We start from the raw sequence: 14,783 nt of genomic DNA, 5'->3' as shown, positions 1-14,783 counted from the left end.
GCGGCGGCCAGCGCGGCGATGCATCGAGCCGGACGGGCGCGTGCCGTCCGCGCCGCCCTCGCCGTACGCCGCCGGTACGACTCGGGACGGCGCGGATCGACCCGCATCCCGTCAGGCTCGCGCCTCGCCGTGCCTCAGCGTCGCAGAACAACTGAGGACGTTTCTTGCGGACGAGCGCGGCGGCCAGCGCGGCGATGCATCGAGCCGGACGGGCGCGTGCCGTCCGCGCCGCCCTCGCCGTACGCCGCCGGTACGACTCGGGACGGCGCGGATCGACCCGCATCCCGTCAGGCTCGCGCCTCGCCGCGCCTCAGCGTCGCAGAACAACTGAGGACGTTTCTTGCGCCAACGGCTTGAGAACGTGAACCCGGGCGAGCATGAGGAATTGACCCCCCTTTGGGTTGCCTGTCGGGTCTGATCGTGGCTGCGGTAGCCGGAGCTGTGGCGAACGCAAAGCGTCTTCCACGGCCGGTGGTGGCGGGAGCGGGCTCGGGGACCGGGAGCGCGCGGCATCGGCTCGGCTCGTCGGACCGCGTGCCGTCCACCACTGGCTCCGACATACCGGGTTAGTACCGGGTTAGTACGGCGTCAGCCTTCCGACACGAGATCGAGGAGCGCGCGCTCCCACCCGAGACGGCGGGTGGAGGGACCGCCGGCAAACCGCTGGAACCGCTCGGGCAGCGCGTCGACTTCGACGGCGGCGCGGCGCAGCGCGTCGGAAGAATGAACGCGGGCCACCGCGGCGATGTCCGCCGCCACCGCGCGGTGGCGCAGGCGATCGGCGGCGCCCCCCGAGGCGAGGACGGCCGCGTCGCGGAGCAGCCCGGCCACGATCCCGGGCGCCTCTTCGGCCTCGGCCGCGGAAGCCGCGAGGGCGAGGAGCGGCGACGTCGCGCCGCTGCCGAGAGCGGCGAGCGCTTCGCGGCGGATCTCGCGGGCGGTTTCCAGGTCGAGGTCTTCCCCGGGATCGCGCTCGAACGCGACCGCGTCGTCGACGTCGGACGCCGCGAGGCCGCTCCGGGCGAGCTCGGCGGCGCGATCGGCCGACGAGCGGCGGGGAAGGCGACGAAGCTCGCAACGGGAGCGGATCGTGCCGAGGAGGGCGTCGGGGACGGTCGTCGTGAGGATCCACGTGAGAAACCGCCCCGGCTCCTCGAGCGATTTGAGCAGGGCGTTCGCGGCGGCTCCTTCGCGAAGGGTCTCCGCGGATTCGACCCAGACCACGCGCCCGGGCGCCTCGTACGGGCGGCCGGCCGCGAACCGGATCGCGTCCCGGACCGCTTCGACCTTGATCTGCGCGCCTTCGGGAGCCACGCGCCGGAAATCGGGATGCGACCCCTCCTCGATCCGGCGGCAGACGGCGCACGCGTGCGGATCCGCGTGCCCGCGGCAGAGGATCCCTTCGGCCAGGCGCATCGCCTCGACGCGGAGCCGCGAGTCGGAATCGGCGGTGATCAGGAGCGTCGGCATGCCGTGGTCAGAACCCTTCGAGCTGCGCCGCGACGTCCGCGAAGACGGCGTCCGGCGGGCGGGTCGTGTCGATCACTTTCACGCGCGCCGGGTCGCGGCGCGCGATCTCGAGGTACGTCCGGCGGACCCTCTCGTGGAACGCGGCGTCCTCGGCCTCGAATCGGGGAGTCGCCTCCCCGTCGCGGCGGCGCGCCCGCGCGAGCCCGAGCTCGACGGGGCAGTCGAAGAGGAGCGTCCGGTCGGGGCGGAGCCCCCGCACGGCCCAGCCGTCGATCGCCGAGACGACGTCGGCCGGAAGCCCGCGGCCCCCTCCCTGGTAGGCGAACGTCGCGTCGTTGAACCGGTCGCACAGCACGAGGATCCCGCGCGCGAGCGCCGGCTCGAGGATCTCGGCGACGTGCTGCCGGCGGTCGGCCTCCATGAGGAGGAGCTCGGAAAATGGGTCCAGCCCCCGCGACGCGGGGTCGAGCAGGACCTCCCGGAGCCGGACGCCGATCCGGGTCCCTCCCGGCTCGCGCTCGAGAACGACGTCGCGCCCGCGTGCGCGGCAGAGCTCGGCCGCGCGGCGCGCCTGCGTCGACTTTCCGGATCCTTCGATTCCTTCGAACGTGACGAGGGGCATCGGAAACCCATTATTGACGACGAAGGATTCGCCGGGAAGCGGGCTTTGCGCCCGAGAACTCCGTCCGGCCGGGGCCGTATGATTACCGGACGGCCATGAACCTCGCGTCGCGTCGGAAAGCCTTGCTGGTCTTCGGTTTCGTGGGCCTGGCGATCGCGCTCGGCTCGCTCGCCGACATGTTCGCGCGCCGCCCGTCCGACGGGATCGTCCCGTACCCGTACGGCCAGGACGGCGTGCTCGTGCGCGAGGTCGCGCGCGGCTCGGGGGCGGAGAAGGCCGGGATCCGCCCGGGGGATCGGATCGAGGGGATCAACCACCGCATCGTCAAGAAGCCGTCGGACGCCTCGCGGGAGCTCCTCCGCTGCCGCATCGGCTCGACCGTCGACTACCTCGTCGAGCGCCGCGGAGAGATCTTCACGGCCGCCGTGCCGCTCGCCGGCCGGACTCTGGGGGACCCGACCTATCTCTACGAAGCGATCATCGGGCTCCTCTTCTTCGCGATCGGCTCCTTCGTCTTCTGGAAACGCCCGGAGGACGAAGCGGTGTGGATCTTCTTCGTGGTCTGCGTCCTGTTCCTCCTCTTCTTCGTCTGCCGGCTGCGCCCCTCCTCCTACTGGTGGGTCGATCTCTTCGTCCAGAACACCGGGACGATCTCGCTCTTCCTCCTTCCGGCGGCGTTCCTCCATTTCTTCCTCGTCTTTCCGCGGCCGAACCGGTTCCATTTCGCGGACGCGCCCGCGGACGCCTTCGGGCGCGCGCCGTTGGCGGCGGCGCGCCGGCTGCAGGAGTTCTTGAACGGGAGCCCGCTCCTCTATTTCCTGATCTACGCCGTTCCTCCCGTCGTCTTCATCGTCGACGTGCGGCGCCAGATCGCCGGCAGGCCGGTGACCCTCCTCTCGGGAGCGCCGATCGCGTCGTGGGTGCTTCTGGGCGACTATCTCGTGCTGGGTCTCGTCGCGCTCGCCCACTCCGCGTTCACGCTGGGCAACCCCGCCGAGCGCCGGCAGGTCATGCAGGTCTTCTTCGGAACGATCCTCGGAACCGCCCCTTTCGTCGTCTTCGGGATCATCTTGCCGACGGTCTTCCACAACGACGCCTACGTGTTCTGGGGCATCGCGCCGATGATTCTGATCCCGCTGACGTTCGCCTACGCGATCGTGCGGTACCAGATCCTGAACGTCCGCGTGATCGTCCGGAAGTCGATCCTCTACACGATCACGACCGCGGTGATCTTCGCGCTCTACGCCGGCGCGCTCGCGGCGGCGAACACCCTGTTCGCGAACTCCCGCCTCTCGACGTCGCGGCTCTTCTTCTTCGGCTTCTTCCTCGTCGTCATCCCGCTCTTCGAGTTCCTCCGCCGCCGGCTCCAGACGCCGATCGACCGGCTGTTCTTTCGCGAGAAGGTCGACTACCAGAATGCCGTGCTCGAGGTTTCCGAGACGGTCGCGGGCGAGCTCGATCTCGCGAAGGTCGCCGACTACCTCACGGCGCGGCTCGTCTCGCTGCTCCGCCTTTCGGGCGCGGAGATCTACCTCCGCGACCGGGAGCAGCGGATCGTCGGCCGGGAGCACCGCGACGAGGGCGTCTCGCTCGGCTCTCTCATCGCGCGGTTCCTCCGCGGATCGGGGCGGGCGCGCGAGATCGGCGAGCTCTCGTCCGGATGCTGGGGCGAGCCGGAGAGCGCGCGGCTGCTCTCGGCGCTGTCGCACCGGGGCGTGAGGCTCCTCGTGCCGGTCGTCTACCGGGAGAAGCTGATGGGCTTCTTCGCGCTGAACCCGAAGCTCTCGGAGGAGGAGTTCGACCGGGAGGACCTGCTCCTCCTCGAGACCCTCGCCAACCAGGCCGCGACCGCGATCGAAACGGCGCGGCTCCACGACGAGATGACGCAGCAGGCGGAGTTCCGGCGCGACCTCGAGATCGCGCGCGACATCCAGACGAGCCTCTTCCCGACCGAGTTCCCGAAGCTCGCGGGCGTCCGCTTCACCGGGGGAAGCCTGCCCGCCAGGGTGGTGGGCGGGGACTTCTACGATTTCTTCCCGATGGACGGCGCCAACCGCGTCGGCTTCGTCATGGGGGACGTTTCGGGCAAGTCGATCCCCGCGTCGCTCCTGATGGTCGCCTCGCGCGAGATCATGTACGCGGGATCCCGGGGCATCGAGGACCCGGGAGCGCTCTTCCGCGAGTCGAACCGGAGGATCTACGACATCAAGCGCAAGATGTTCGTGGCGATGAGCTATTTCGTGCTGGACGCCCAGGCGCTCTCGCTCCGTTACGCGATCGGGGGGCAGCCCCTTCCCCTCCTCCTGCGCCCGGGCGACGGCGGACCCCGGCCGCTCGACCCTCCGGAGTTCCGGCTCCCGCTCGGCGCTCTCCGCGACGTGCCGTACGATACGCGGGAGGTGTTCCTGACGCCCGGCGACCTGCTGTTCTTCTACACGGACGGGTTCACCGAGGCGATGGACGCCGGGATGAACCCGTTCGGCGAGGATCTCCTCGCGGAGTCGCTCGCCCGCCACGCGTCGGCGGACCTCGACGCGACGGCGAGCGGGATCCTCGCGGACGTGCGCCGGCACGTGGGCGACGCGGAGCAGTACGACGACATGACGTTCCTCCTCATGAACGTGACGAAAGGAAAGCCATGAAACACCGGAAGACGACGGCGCTGGCCGGCGGCGCGGTGCTGGTCGCGGCGCTCGCGGCCGCGTTCCTGGTCCCGCCGAAGAGGACGGTGACGACGTCCTCCGCCGAGGCGTACCGCGAGTATCTCGCGGGGCAGGACGAGCTCCACCGGATGTACATGTCCGACGCCCGGCGCCATTTCGAGGCGGCGATCGCGCACGATCCGCATTTCGTGATGGCGATGGTGTCGATGGCGGGGATCGACATGTACTCCAACCCGCCCTCGGCGAAGCAGTGGCTCGCGCGCGCCAATTCCGGGCGGGATCGCGTCAGCCGGCGGGAGAGGATGGCGCTCGACCTCGCGCGCGCGCAGTCGGAGAACCGCGTCGACGACGCGACGCGGCTCGCGACCGCGCTCAAGGACGACTACCACGACGAGCGCGGCTACAGCTTCCTCGGAAATCTCGCGAGCAGCCGCGGCCAGACCGAGGACGCGCGCGCGATCTACCGCGAGTGGCTCGCGACGAACCCGAACAATGCCTCGGCCTACAACCTCCTCGGGTACAACTCCGCCTTTCGCGGCGACTACGCCGAGGCGGTCGCGGACCTGAAGAAATACGCTTATCTCGCGCCCGACGAGGCGAATCCGTTCGACAGCCTCGGCGAGATCGAAGCCGCCAACGGGCGGTACGCGGAGGCGATCCGCGACCTGAAGAGGGCCCTGGCGATCAAGCCGGATTTCTACCCGAGCGACCTGCACCTCGGCGTGGCTTACGCGGGAGAGGGACGGTTCGCGGAGGCGCTCGCCGCGTTCGAGGCCGCCGACCGGGGATACGCGGCCGAGCCGGCGCAGCGCCTCGGGATCCTGTTCGAGATCATGTCCGTCGGCCATCGCCAGAAGGATCTCGCGCTCGAGCGGCAGGCGGTCGCCCGCGCCGCCGCGTTGAACCTCGGGGAGGCCCCGGATCCCCGTCCGCTGCTTCGGGCGCTCCTCGCCGCGGACGAGGGACGCTACGACGACGCGATCGCGCAATGGAAGGAGTTCTCTCCTCCGGCGAAGGCCGACGAGAAGATGCGCGCCCAGTACGCCCGCATCGCGGGACTCTTCCGGGGGCGGATCGAGTTCGAAGCGGGGCACCTTCCGGAGGCGATCCGCTGGCTTTCCGCCAACCTCGCCGAGCCCGGACGCGAGGGAACGCTGCAGGACCAGGCGATGGCGATCCGCGCCCGGGCGCTCCTCGCCCGCGCGAAGGCGCGCGCGGGGGACGTCGCCGGCGCGGAGGCGCTGCTCGCGATCAACCGGCGGTTCAATCCCAACAACGCCGAGACGGCGGAGGCCGCGGCGGAGATCGCCGGGGAGAAGAAGGGCGCGTGAAGGCCGAGCATGCCACCGCGTTCGAGACGCAGCGGCGGCTGCTGCAGCTCGAGACGCTCTACGACGCCGCGCTCGCGCTGCCGGCGATCGAGTCGGAGCAGCAGCTCGCGGAGGAGGCCCTCGCCCGCGCGGCGTCGGTGCTCGACGCCTCGCGGGGGTTCTTCGTGACGCTCTCCGAGGACGGAGAGATCGGGTCCCGCGCGTTTCTCGGCTTCAAGAAGATCGGCGACGCCGCGGTGCTCGCCGAGCCCTTCCTGGCCGAGCTCGAGTCGGCGGGGGCCCCCGCGGTCCGGGGTCGGACGTCGCTGTTCAAGGTGCCGGTCGGCAACGCCCTCGGAGCGGTGATCGGCTCGCGATCGGGGAGCCTCGGCTGGCTCGTGCTCGCCGACAAGGAGTCGCGCGGCGGCGACCTGCCGTTCACGTCGGAGGACGGCCGTTTCCTGTCGTCGCTCGCGGCGCTGTGCGGGGTGGCGCTCGAGAAGCGCCGCCACGTGGCCCGCCTCGAGCGCGAGCGCCGAAGGCTCGAGGAGGAGAACCGGCGCCTGCGCGACGAGTCGGGACGCGCCGCCGCGGACCTGTTCCTCGTCGGCGAGTCTCCGGCGATGAAGCGGGTCATCGACCTGATCGGGCGCGTCGCGCCGTCGTCGGTTTCGGTCCTGATCACGGGCGAGAGCGGCACCGGCAAGGAGCTGGTCGCTCGGCTGCTCCACGAGAAGAGCCCCCGCCGGCAAGCCCCCTTCGTCGCGATCAACTGCGCGGCGCTACCGGAGTCGCTCCTCGAGGCGGAGCTCTTCGGCATCGAGAGGGGGGTCGCGACCGGCGTCGAGGCGCGCGCCGGGAAATTCGAGCAGGCGCAGGGAGGCACGATCCTGCTCGACGAGATCGGCGACATGCCGCTCGCGCTGCAGGCGAAGATCCTTCGCGTGCTGCAGGAGAAGGAGTCGGAGCGGGTGGGCGGACGGCGCAAGATCGCCCTCGACGTCCGGGTGCTCTCGGCCACGCACCAGGACCTTTCCCGGATGATCGCCGAGAAGAGGTTCCGCGAGGACCTCTACTATCGGCTCCGCGTCGTCGAGATCGTTCTCCCGCCGCTCCGCGCCCGCCGCGAAGATCTCCCGCGCCTCGTGCGCTATTTTCTCGGCCGGTTCGCCGCGCGGGAAGGAAGGCCGGCGCCTTCGGTCGATCGTGACGCGATGCGGGCGCTCATGGCGCATCCCTTCCGCGGAAACATCCGCGAGCTCGAGAACCTGCTCGAAGGCGCCGCCGCGCTCGCCCGCGGGGGGACGATCCGCCGCGAGGACCTCCAGTGGATCGACGCCCCCGTCGACGAAGGCATGGCGCCGGCAGGCGAGGGAGAAGCGGTCTCGCTGCGCCAGCTCGAGACGCGGCACATCCAGCGTGTCTTGAGGCTCGCCCACAGGAACAAGAGCCGCGCGGCGCGGATCCTCGGCATCGACCGCCGGACGCTGTACCGCAAGAAGACATGAGGCAATACGACACTGTGGCAGGATGCGACGATACCTATGTCAAACATATCATTATAAATATGTTAGTATGATCAACATCGTGAATATTGAATCGGTATGTCGTATAATGTCGCAATCGGGATGCGCGGCGATCGTGTCCGGCGTCACTGCTAACTATCGTATTGACAGGAGCTTGGCCGGGTTGCCTCGATTCTCGCGATCTGGCAGGGCACTTGCGATGCGATCGGATCGCGAAGCCGAACATGAAATCGATCACACGCCCGCTCCTCATCGACTCCCTGACGAGAGTCGCGCTTTTCGCGACGGCTGCGGCCGCGGCGGGTGCGCTGCTGGTGATTCCGGTCCCCGCCTGGGGCTGGGCGGCTCTGCGGGCCTTCCTGCAGTTTTGAGGCGGCGGACGCGCCCCTGATGGCCAAAGAGGTTTCCCTCTCGATCCCGTCGACTCCGGGAATGGAGCTCGCCGCGACCGCGCAGGCAGAGGCCCTCGGCGAAGCCATGTGTCTCGGTCGCGATAAGATCGACGAGGTCAAGTTCGCTCTCGTCGAGGCGTGCATCAACGCGTTCGAGCACGCGGGGCAGAACGCCGGGCGAGTGGATCTGCGCTTTCGCGTCTCCCGCCGGCCGGGCGGCGCCGAGATGCTGGAGGTCACGGTGGCGGATCGCGGAAGAGGGTTCGACCCGTCGCGGGTGGAGCCGCCCGAGCTCGAGCGGAAGCTCCGCGGCCGCGGCAACAAGCGGGGATGGGGGCTGAAATTCATCCAGAGCCTGATGGACGAGGTCGAAATTCGCTCCACCGAAAACGGAACGACGATCGTGATGCGGAAGTACAAATGAACGAATCGTGCCGCGTGGAAACCCTCCGGGACGGCGACCTCGCCGTCGTCCGGACCGAGGGATACATCAACCGCGAAGGGGGCGAGGAGATCGAGCGATGCATCCAGACCCTCCTCGACGCGGGAGTCTGCCGGATCGTCCTCAATCTCGAGAAGACGAAGATCGTCAACTCGATCGGCATCTCGATCCTGATCGAGGTCCTCGAGAAGATGATGGACCGGAAGGGCGCCCTCGCCTTCTGCCGGCTCACCCCGACGATCGACAAGACCTTCCGGATCATGGGGCTCGCCCAGTACGCCGGGATCCACGCGACCGAGGAGGAGGCCCGCTCCGCCCTGTCGGCGACGGCATGACGGCCGCCGACGGCGGGGGCGCCGCGGCCCTCGCCCCTCGGATCCGCGAGATCCTCGCGGCGATCGGGGAGGACCCGGGCGACGAGGAGACGCTGCTCGCGAGGATCGAGGAAGCGGCGGCGGCCGCTCCCGACGGACGCTCGAGCGCCGCCTGGGTCGCCGCGCGGCTCCTCGGCCGCGCGCTGAAGGAAGCCCGTTTCGAGCTCAAGGAACGGGTCCTCGAGCTCGAGTCGCTCTACGACCTCGGACTCTCGATTGGCGGACAGCTCGACCTCGACCGCCTGGCGGACGAGATCCTGCTGCGGTCGATCTCGCTGACGAACTCGCGGTCGGGCGCGCTGCACCTCTTCGACGGGAACCGCCCGATCCTCTCTCGCTCCTTCGGCGGCGCCATGCTGGCGCCCGAAGACGCCGTGCGGCTCGACGTCGGTCCCGAGGGCGCGATCAACAACGACGCCGTCACGCTCCCCACGTCGGGCGTGTGGCTCTCCGACTGCCAGAAATGCCTCCTCGTGCCGATCCAGTCGGAAACCCGGCGCCTCGGCGTGCTCGCGGTCGCCGACAAGGAGACGCGCGACGGCACCGTCCGCGACTTCTTCCCCGCCGACGCGCGGCTCCTCGCTCTTTTCGCCAGCCAGGCCGCGACCGCGATCGAGACGGCCCGGCTCCACAAGGAAGCGCTCGAGAAGGAGCGGATGGAGCGGGAGCTCGAGCTCGCCGCGGCGATCCAGCGGGAGATCCTGCCGCGCGAGGTGCCGACTTTCCCGGGGCTCGCGATCGCGGCGGAGAACCGCTCGACCCGGCAGGTCGGAGGAGACTACTTCGACTTTTTCCCGCTCGCGGGCGACCGCTTCGCGTTCGTCGTCGCCGACGTGTCCGGAAAAGGCGTTCCCGCCGCTCTCCTCGTCTCGACCCTCGCCTCGGCGATCCACCTCCAGATCGAGGACGCGCGGACGCCGGCCGAGCTCGTCGAGCGCGTGGACCGGCATCTCCGGCGTTTCTCGCGGGCGCGGAAGTTCGCCACCCTGTTCCTCGGCGTGTTCCACACGCGCACCGGCGAGCTGCAATACGTCTCGGCCGGGCACGATCCCGCGCTGCTCGCCCGCGGAAGCGGGGAGATCGAGTGGCTGCCCGCGACCGGCCGTCCCGTCGGCATCCTCCCGGACTCGACGTGGACGGAGGCGCGCGCGACGCTCCACCCGGGCGACCGGCTCTGCGTCTACACCGACGGGATCACCGAGGCGCAGAACCCGGTTCAGGAGGAGTTCGGCACGGCACGCCTCGCCGCGTACTTTTCGAGGGTCGCGGGGCTCCCGGTCCGCGAGGCGGCGTCGCGACTCTTCGGCGAAGTGCTCCTCTTCGCGGGCTCCGAGCCGCAGTACGACGACCAGACGCTCCTCATTCTCGCCCGGAGCGGCCCGGAATCGTTGTAGATTTCCGGAATGAAACAGTCCGCCGTGTGGATCGGGGTCGCGATGATGGCGGTCGGGCGTGCGGCAGTCGGGGCGACGCTCCTCGAGAACGGGCGGGTGGCGCTCGACGCCGGAGCGGCGCCGAAAGACCTCTCGATCGTCGTCGAGGACGGCCGGATCGCCTTCGTCGGCTCCCGGGCGGAGGCGCGCCGGTTCCGTCCGGCAGCCTCGAGGGTCGATCTCGCCGGGGCGTTCGTCTATCCGGGATTCGCCGACGCCCACGGGCATCTCGCGGAGCTGGGAAAGGCCCTCGAATCGGCCGACCTCAAGGGCGTGCGCTCGGCGCGCGCCTGCGCGGAGCGGATGCGCGCGCAGGCGGTGCCCGCGGGAACGTGGATCGAAGGAGACGGCTGGGACCAGAACCTCTGGACCCCGAAGGAATTTCCCGACGCGCGGGCGCTCGATGCGGTCATCCCGGATCGTCCCGCGTTCGCGCGGCGCGTCGACGGGCACGCCGTGTGGCTCAACAGCGCGGCGATGCGGGCCGCGGGGGTGACCGCCGCGACGCCGGACCCGGCAGGCGGCCGGATCGTCCGCCGGGCCGACGGGTCGCCTTCGGGAGTTTTCGTCGACAACGCGATGGACACCGTGATGCGCGCGCGACCCGAGCCGTCGGACGCCGACGTGCGCCGGTGGTTCGCGTCGGCGCTCGCCTCCTGCGCTTCGGTCGGCCTGACCGAGGTCGGGGACGCGACGGGCTACGGAGAGCGGGAGATCGGCGTCCTCGAGAAGATGGCCGCGGACGGGGAGCTCCCGATCCGCGTCTACGCGACGATCGGGGCGAGCGATCCCGGCTTCGACGCGCTTCTCGCACGCGGGCCGCAGACGGGCGACATGCTCAGCGTGCGCGCGGCGAAGATCTACGCCGACGGCGCGCTCGGCAGCCGCGGCGCGGCCCTCCTCTCCGACTATTCCGACGATCCGGGAAACCGCGGGCTCACCGTCACGCCGCCGGCCGCGATCGAGTCGATCGCGCAGCGGTGTCTGAAGGCCGGCTTCCAGATCTGGATCCACGCGATCGGCGACCGGGCCAACCGTTCCGCGCTCGACGCGATCGAAGCGGCCGAGAGGAAGGTCCCGGCCGCCGACCCGCGGCCGCGGATCGAGCACGCGCAGGTGGTGACGCCGGAGGACCGGCCGCGATTCGCGCGGCTCGGCGTGATCGCGTCGATCCAGCCCGCGTTCACGACCTCGGACATGCCGTGGGCGGAGGCGAGGCTCTCCCCCGAGCGGATCGGCGAATCATACGCGTGGCGGTCGCTCCAGAAGGCGGGCGCGAAGCTCGCCGGCGGAAGCGATTTCCCGGTCGAGTCGAACGATCCCCGGAAGGGGATCTACGCCGCCGTAACGCGGGAGGACGCCCAGGGACACCCGCCCGGCGGATGGCGTCCGGGGGAGGATCTGTCGCGGAAGGACGCGATCGCGCTGTACACGAGCGGCGCAGCCTACGCCATGTTCCAGGAAACCCGCCGCGGATCGATCTCCGCCGGACGGGACGCCGACTTCACCGTGGTCGACCGGGATCTCGCGGCCTGCCCCGCGGCCGAGATCGCGAAGGCGCGCGTCCTCATGACGATCGTCGCCGGACACGTCGCTTTCCCGCGCCGATGAAGCGCGCGCGCCCCGCGGGACCCGCTGCCGCGTTTCTCGCGGGGGTCGCGGCCGTCCTTCTCGCGGCCGCCGCGTGCCGGAAGCCGCCGGTCCCCGCCGGGGACCCGGAGACCGCGGCGCGGGAGGCCATGGTGCGCACTCAGATCGTGGCCCGCGGGATCGGCGACCCCCGGCTCCTGGCGGCGCTGCGCGAGGTCCCGCGCCATCTCTTCGTCGATCCGGCGCATCGGGGAGAAGCGTACGCGGACCGCCCGGTGCCGATCGGCGAGGGGCAGACGATGACCCAGCCCTATGTGGCCGCTCTGATGACTCAGCTTCTCGACATCCAGCCGTCGGATCGGATCCTCGAGATCGGGACGGGTTCCGGCTACGAGTCCGCGGTGCTGTCGCGCCTCGCCTCGGAGGTCTTCTCGATCGAGATCCTCCCGGACATTTCGCGCCGGGCGCAGGAGAGACTCCAGGCCCTGCACTGCGGCAACGTCCGATTCCGCATCGGCGACGGCTACCGGGGTTGGCCGGAGGCGGCGCCGTTCGACGGGATCATCGTCACCGCGGCGCCCCGCCAGATTCCGCCGGCCCTGCTCGGTCAGCTGGCGCCGAACGGCCGCATGGTCATTCCGGTCGGCGACTTCTTCCAGGAGCTGAAGGTCTACGCGAAGGACGCGAAGGGAAACGTGACGGAGAACTCGGTGATACCCGTGAGGTTCGTGCCCATGTCGGGGGAGGCGGCGAAGCCATAACAGGCGCGGCGATGCATCGAGCCGGGCGGGCGCGTGGCACCCGCCCGCGGGCTTAACGTACATCTCTGGTACGCCGCGCCCGCGGGCCGGCTGCCCCGCATCCCGCCGGGCTCGCGCCTCGCCGCGCCTGTGCTGCGGCGAGCGATGCCGGTGTGCGGAACGATCAGCTCGTTGGTCAACCGGTGCGAGCTGAGTCGGCGCGATCCTATTGCCATCGAGCATCCGAAACGGTTCGCGCAAGCTCACCGGCGATCGCGCCGTAGCTCGCCAGAGCGGAGGCGGACGGCTCGATGCATTGCGGCCCCGGTTATTCCCCTGATTCCCGCGACAACGCCTCTCGGTTCAGAACCACCCGAAAGCGCGGCGAGGCGCGAGCCCGGCGGGATGCGGGTTTCCGGGCGGCGGTGAAGGCGTACCGAAAGCCGTACATCGAGCCGCCGACCGGGAAGACGCGCGCGCCCGGCTCGATGCATCGCCGCGCTTGCTACCTCCAGTGGCCTTCGACCCAGTAATACCCGCTCCGGTTGTGCCTCCAGTGCCCGGGCACCCATCGCGCGCGGGCGCGCGGCCGTCTCTCCCAGTGCCCCGGGCTCCAGACGTACGTGCCGGCGACCCACGCCTGATGCCCGCCGATCCAGACGTAGTCCGGGCCGGGAGATCGCTCGATCACTTCGACCCGCGCGGGCGGCGGCGGGCGCCGAACGTACGCGACGCCGGGGGGTGGAGGAACGAGGCAACCGACCAGGAGAGCGAGGATGGGAAGGGTTCCGATGATGGGAAGCGTCTTTCGCGTCATGCGAGCCCTCCGGCGCTTTCGGGCAGCAATTTCCGGGCCGGTGATTTTCCGGCGGTCCGGAAAAAGGGACGAGCTCGGGCGAGCGGCCTCGAGCTTGGTTAGAATCCGCGCCATGGCGGCGGTCGTCGAGATTCCGGATCCGCGGGCCCTTCGCGATGAGGCCCGAGCCGAGATCCAGCGGGCGCTCGACGGAGGGGCGATCCTCTCCTTTCCGTGCTTCCCGATCGCGATCGCGGCGCAAGACCGCGAGTTCCTTCTGAGCCTTCGGCAGACCCGCGCCGCATACCACAAGAACATCGCGTACCGGCCGGCGCAGGAACGCGTCAGCGGTTTCACCGCCGGAAATCCCGGTGGCGGCGTGCGCCTGCGCGACGTCCTCCGCCGCTATTCGAAGAGCACCATCGCGTTTCTCGGCGGGTTGTTCCCGCGCTACGCTGCGGCCTGGACGGTCGATTACGCGAGCTTTCGTCGGCTCGAGGAGGCGGGGCGCGATCTGTCCGCGTCGAAGCGCAACGACCGGCTGCACGTCGACGCGTCTCCCACCCGGCCGACCCGCGGCGACCGGATCCTGCGGTTCTTCACGAACGTCAACCCGGAAAATCCGCGGCATTGGAAGACGGGTTCGGAGGTCTTCCCGGCGCTCGCCGAGCGGTTCGCGCGCGCCTCGGGGCTGCTCGCGAAAGCCGAGCGCGGCGGCCTCGTCTCGCGGGCGCGCCGATGGGGAGCGGCGCTCGGTCTCCCCGTCGCCGCCCACTCGGCGTACGATCGCTTCGTGCTCCTCTTCCACGATTTCCTCAAGAGCGACGACGGGTACCAGCGGAGCGCTCCGGCCGACGAATTCCGATTTCCGCCGGGCTCGTCGTGGATGGTCTACACCGACACGGTCAGCCACGCGGTGCTCTCGGGACGGTTCGCCATCGAGCAGACGGTCCGGATCGCGCGCCGCTCGCTCGCGGTCCCGGATCGCGCCCCGATCGCCGTTCTCGAGAAGCTCGCCGGGCGCGCGCTCGCGTGACCCGCCGCCGCGCCGCATTCCGGCGCACGAAGATCGTGGCCACCCTCGGCCCCTCGACCGACGTTCCCGGCGTGCTCCGCTCCGTCCTCGCGGCGGGCGTCGACATCGTGCGCCTGAACGCGTCGCACGGCGACGCGGCGGCGCACCGGTCGAGGATCGAGGCGGTGCGGCGTCTCGAAAGGGAGCTCGGCCGGCCGATTCCGATCGTGTTCGACCTCTCAGGCCCGAAGATCCGCACCGGGACGTTTCCCGGAGGAGGGCGGGAAGTGCATCGCGGCGAACGCCTTCTGCTCGCTCCCGAGAACGAGGCCCGCGCGGGCGAGATCCCGGTGAACTACCGGCACCTGGCGCGCGACGTCTCGCCGGGCGACCGGATCCTCGTCGACGAC

Annotated in this window: 14 protein-coding genes; 11 read left to right on the top strand and 3 right to left on the bottom strand. The window is 70.4% G+C overall.

The genetic code is table 11. The features are described from left to right. Positions 1 to 588: 588 nt before the first annotated feature. Together VKH46_14010 and tmk are read right to left on the bottom strand one after the other, a co-directional pair. A complete protein-coding gene (locus VKH46_14010) occupies positions 589 to 1,470 on the bottom strand; it encodes a hypothetical protein (GenBank protein ID HKB71958.1) in 882 nt (293 codons plus the stop codon). A 7-nt stretch (positions 1,471 to 1,477) separates the two neighbouring features. Then, positions 1,478 to 2,092 carry a dTMP kinase gene (tmk, locus tag VKH46_14005; GenBank protein HKB71957.1) on the bottom strand — a complete coding sequence of 205 codons (615 nt, stop codon included), beginning with the start codon at positions 2,090 to 2,092 and terminating at the stop codon, positions 1,478 to 1,480. A 95-nt stretch (positions 2,093 to 2,187) separates the two neighbouring features. On the opposite strand from tmk, the gene VKH46_14000 reads away from it, so the two are divergent. From VKH46_14000 to VKH46_13960, 9 genes are all read left to right on the top strand, one after another. Beyond that, a complete protein-coding gene (locus VKH46_14000; GenBank protein ID HKB71956.1) occupies positions 2,188 to 4,734 on the top strand; it encodes a SpoIIE family protein phosphatase in 2,547 nt (848 codons plus the stop codon). After that, positions 4,731 to 6,086, top strand: coding sequence for a tetratricopeptide repeat protein (locus VKH46_13995; GenBank protein ID HKB71955.1), 1,356 nt, complete (start codon positions 4,731 to 4,733; stop codon positions 6,084 to 6,086). Before VKH46_14000 ends, VKH46_13995 begins: the two co-directional genes overlap by 4 nt. After that, positions 6,083 to 7,573 carry a sigma-54 dependent transcriptional regulator gene (locus VKH46_13990; GenBank protein ID HKB71954.1) on the top strand — a complete coding sequence of 497 codons (1,491 nt, stop codon included), beginning with the start codon at positions 6,083 to 6,085 and terminating at the stop codon, positions 7,571 to 7,573. The genes VKH46_13995 and VKH46_13990 overlap by 4 nt, the downstream gene beginning before the upstream one ends. 242 nt (positions 7,574 to 7,815) lie before the next feature. Beyond that, positions 7,816 to 7,962: a hypothetical protein gene (locus tag VKH46_13985; GenBank protein ID HKB71953.1), complete on the top strand. Its 147-nt coding sequence runs from the start codon at positions 7,816 to 7,818 to the stop codon at positions 7,960 to 7,962. A gap of 19 nt (positions 7,963 to 7,981) precedes the next feature. Next, positions 7,982 to 8,407, top strand: a complete 426-nt coding sequence (locus VKH46_13980) for an ATP-binding protein (protein HKB71952.1) — start codon at positions 7,982 to 7,984, stop codon at positions 8,405 to 8,407. Positions 8,408 to 8,421: 14 nt separating this feature from the next. Continuing rightward, positions 8,422 to 8,760 carry an STAS domain-containing protein gene (locus VKH46_13975; GenBank protein ID HKB71951.1) on the top strand — a complete coding sequence of 113 codons (339 nt, stop codon included), beginning with the start codon at positions 8,422 to 8,424 and terminating at the stop codon, positions 8,758 to 8,760. Continuing rightward, positions 8,757 to 10,193 (top strand): SpoIIE family protein phosphatase, encoded by a 1,437-nt coding sequence (locus VKH46_13970; GenBank protein HKB71950.1) that lies wholly within the window; start codon positions 8,757 to 8,759, stop codon positions 10,191 to 10,193. The genes VKH46_13975 and VKH46_13970 overlap by 4 nt, the downstream gene beginning before the upstream one ends. 9 nt (positions 10,194 to 10,202) lie before the next feature. Then, on the top strand, positions 10,203 to 11,843 hold the full coding sequence (locus tag VKH46_13965) for an amidohydrolase (GenBank protein HKB71949.1): 1,641 nt from the start codon (positions 10,203 to 10,205) through the stop codon (positions 11,841 to 11,843). Next, positions 11,840 to 12,583 carry a protein-L-isoaspartate(D-aspartate) O-methyltransferase gene (locus tag VKH46_13960; protein HKB71948.1) on the top strand — a complete coding sequence of 248 codons (744 nt, stop codon included), beginning with the start codon at positions 11,840 to 11,842 and terminating at the stop codon, positions 12,581 to 12,583. The genes VKH46_13965 and VKH46_13960 overlap by 4 nt, the downstream gene beginning before the upstream one ends. A 484-nt stretch (positions 12,584 to 13,067) precedes the next feature. Here VKH46_13960 and VKH46_13955 read toward each other — a convergent pair whose 3' ends face one another. After that, entirely contained in the window at positions 13,068 to 13,379 is a 312-nt protein-coding gene (locus VKH46_13955; protein HKB71947.1) for a hypothetical protein, read from the bottom strand. A gap of 112 nt (positions 13,380 to 13,491) precedes the next feature. Between VKH46_13955 and VKH46_13950 the strand changes: the two genes are divergently transcribed. After that, positions 13,492 to 14,394 (top strand): Kdo hydroxylase family protein, encoded by a 903-nt coding sequence (locus tag VKH46_13950; protein ID HKB71946.1) that lies wholly within the window; start codon positions 13,492 to 13,494, stop codon positions 14,392 to 14,394. Next, positions 14,391 to 14,783: pyruvate kinase (locus tag VKH46_13945; protein ID HKB71945.1), on the top strand; the 393-nt coding region annotated here is incomplete at its 3' end. The genes VKH46_13950 and VKH46_13945, both read left to right, overlap by 4 nt.

The organism is Thermoanaerobaculia bacterium (genome assembly GCA_035260525.1).
Lineage (GTDB): Bacteria > Acidobacteriota > Thermoanaerobaculia > UBA5066 > DATFVB01 > DATFVB01.
Note: the sequence above shows the minus strand (reverse complement) of the source record. Positions and strands in the feature narration are given on the sequence as shown.

What these genes read in the sequence shown, in the direction of transcription:
- VKH46_14010 (HKB71958.1), bottom strand. Translation starts at nt 1,470, where the DNA reads ATGCCGACGCTCCTGATCACCGCCGATTCCGACTCGCGGCTCCGCGTC.
- tmk (HKB71957.1), bottom strand. Translation starts at nt 2,092, where the DNA reads ATGCCCCTCGTCACGTTCGAAGGAATCGAAGGATCCGGAAAGTCGACG.
- VKH46_14000 (HKB71956.1), top strand. Translation starts at nt 2,188, where the DNA reads ATGAACCTCGCGTCGCGTCGGAAAGCCTTGCTGGTCTTCGGTTTCGTG.
- VKH46_13995 (HKB71955.1), top strand. Translation starts at nt 4,731, where the DNA reads ATGAAACACCGGAAGACGACGGCGCTGGCCGGCGGCGCGGTGCTGGTC.
- VKH46_13985 (HKB71953.1), top strand. Translation starts at nt 7,816, where the DNA reads ATGAAATCGATCACACGCCCGCTCCTCATCGACTCCCTGACGAGAGTC.
- VKH46_13980 (HKB71952.1), top strand. Translation starts at nt 7,982, where the DNA reads ATGGCCAAAGAGGTTTCCCTCTCGATCCCGTCGACTCCGGGAATGGAG.
- VKH46_13970 (HKB71950.1), top strand. Translation starts at nt 8,757, where the DNA reads ATGACGGCCGCCGACGGCGGGGGCGCCGCGGCCCTCGCCCCTCGGATC.
- VKH46_13965 (HKB71949.1), top strand. Translation starts at nt 10,203, where the DNA reads ATGAAACAGTCCGCCGTGTGGATCGGGGTCGCGATGATGGCGGTCGGG.
- VKH46_13960 (HKB71948.1), top strand. Translation starts at nt 11,840, where the DNA reads ATGAAGCGCGCGCGCCCCGCGGGACCCGCTGCCGCGTTTCTCGCGGGG.
- VKH46_13955 (HKB71947.1), bottom strand. Translation starts at nt 13,379, where the DNA reads ATGACGCGAAAGACGCTTCCCATCATCGGAACCCTTCCCATCCTCGCT.
- VKH46_13950 (HKB71946.1), top strand. Translation starts at nt 13,492, where the DNA reads ATGGCGGCGGTCGTCGAGATTCCGGATCCGCGGGCCCTTCGCGATGAG.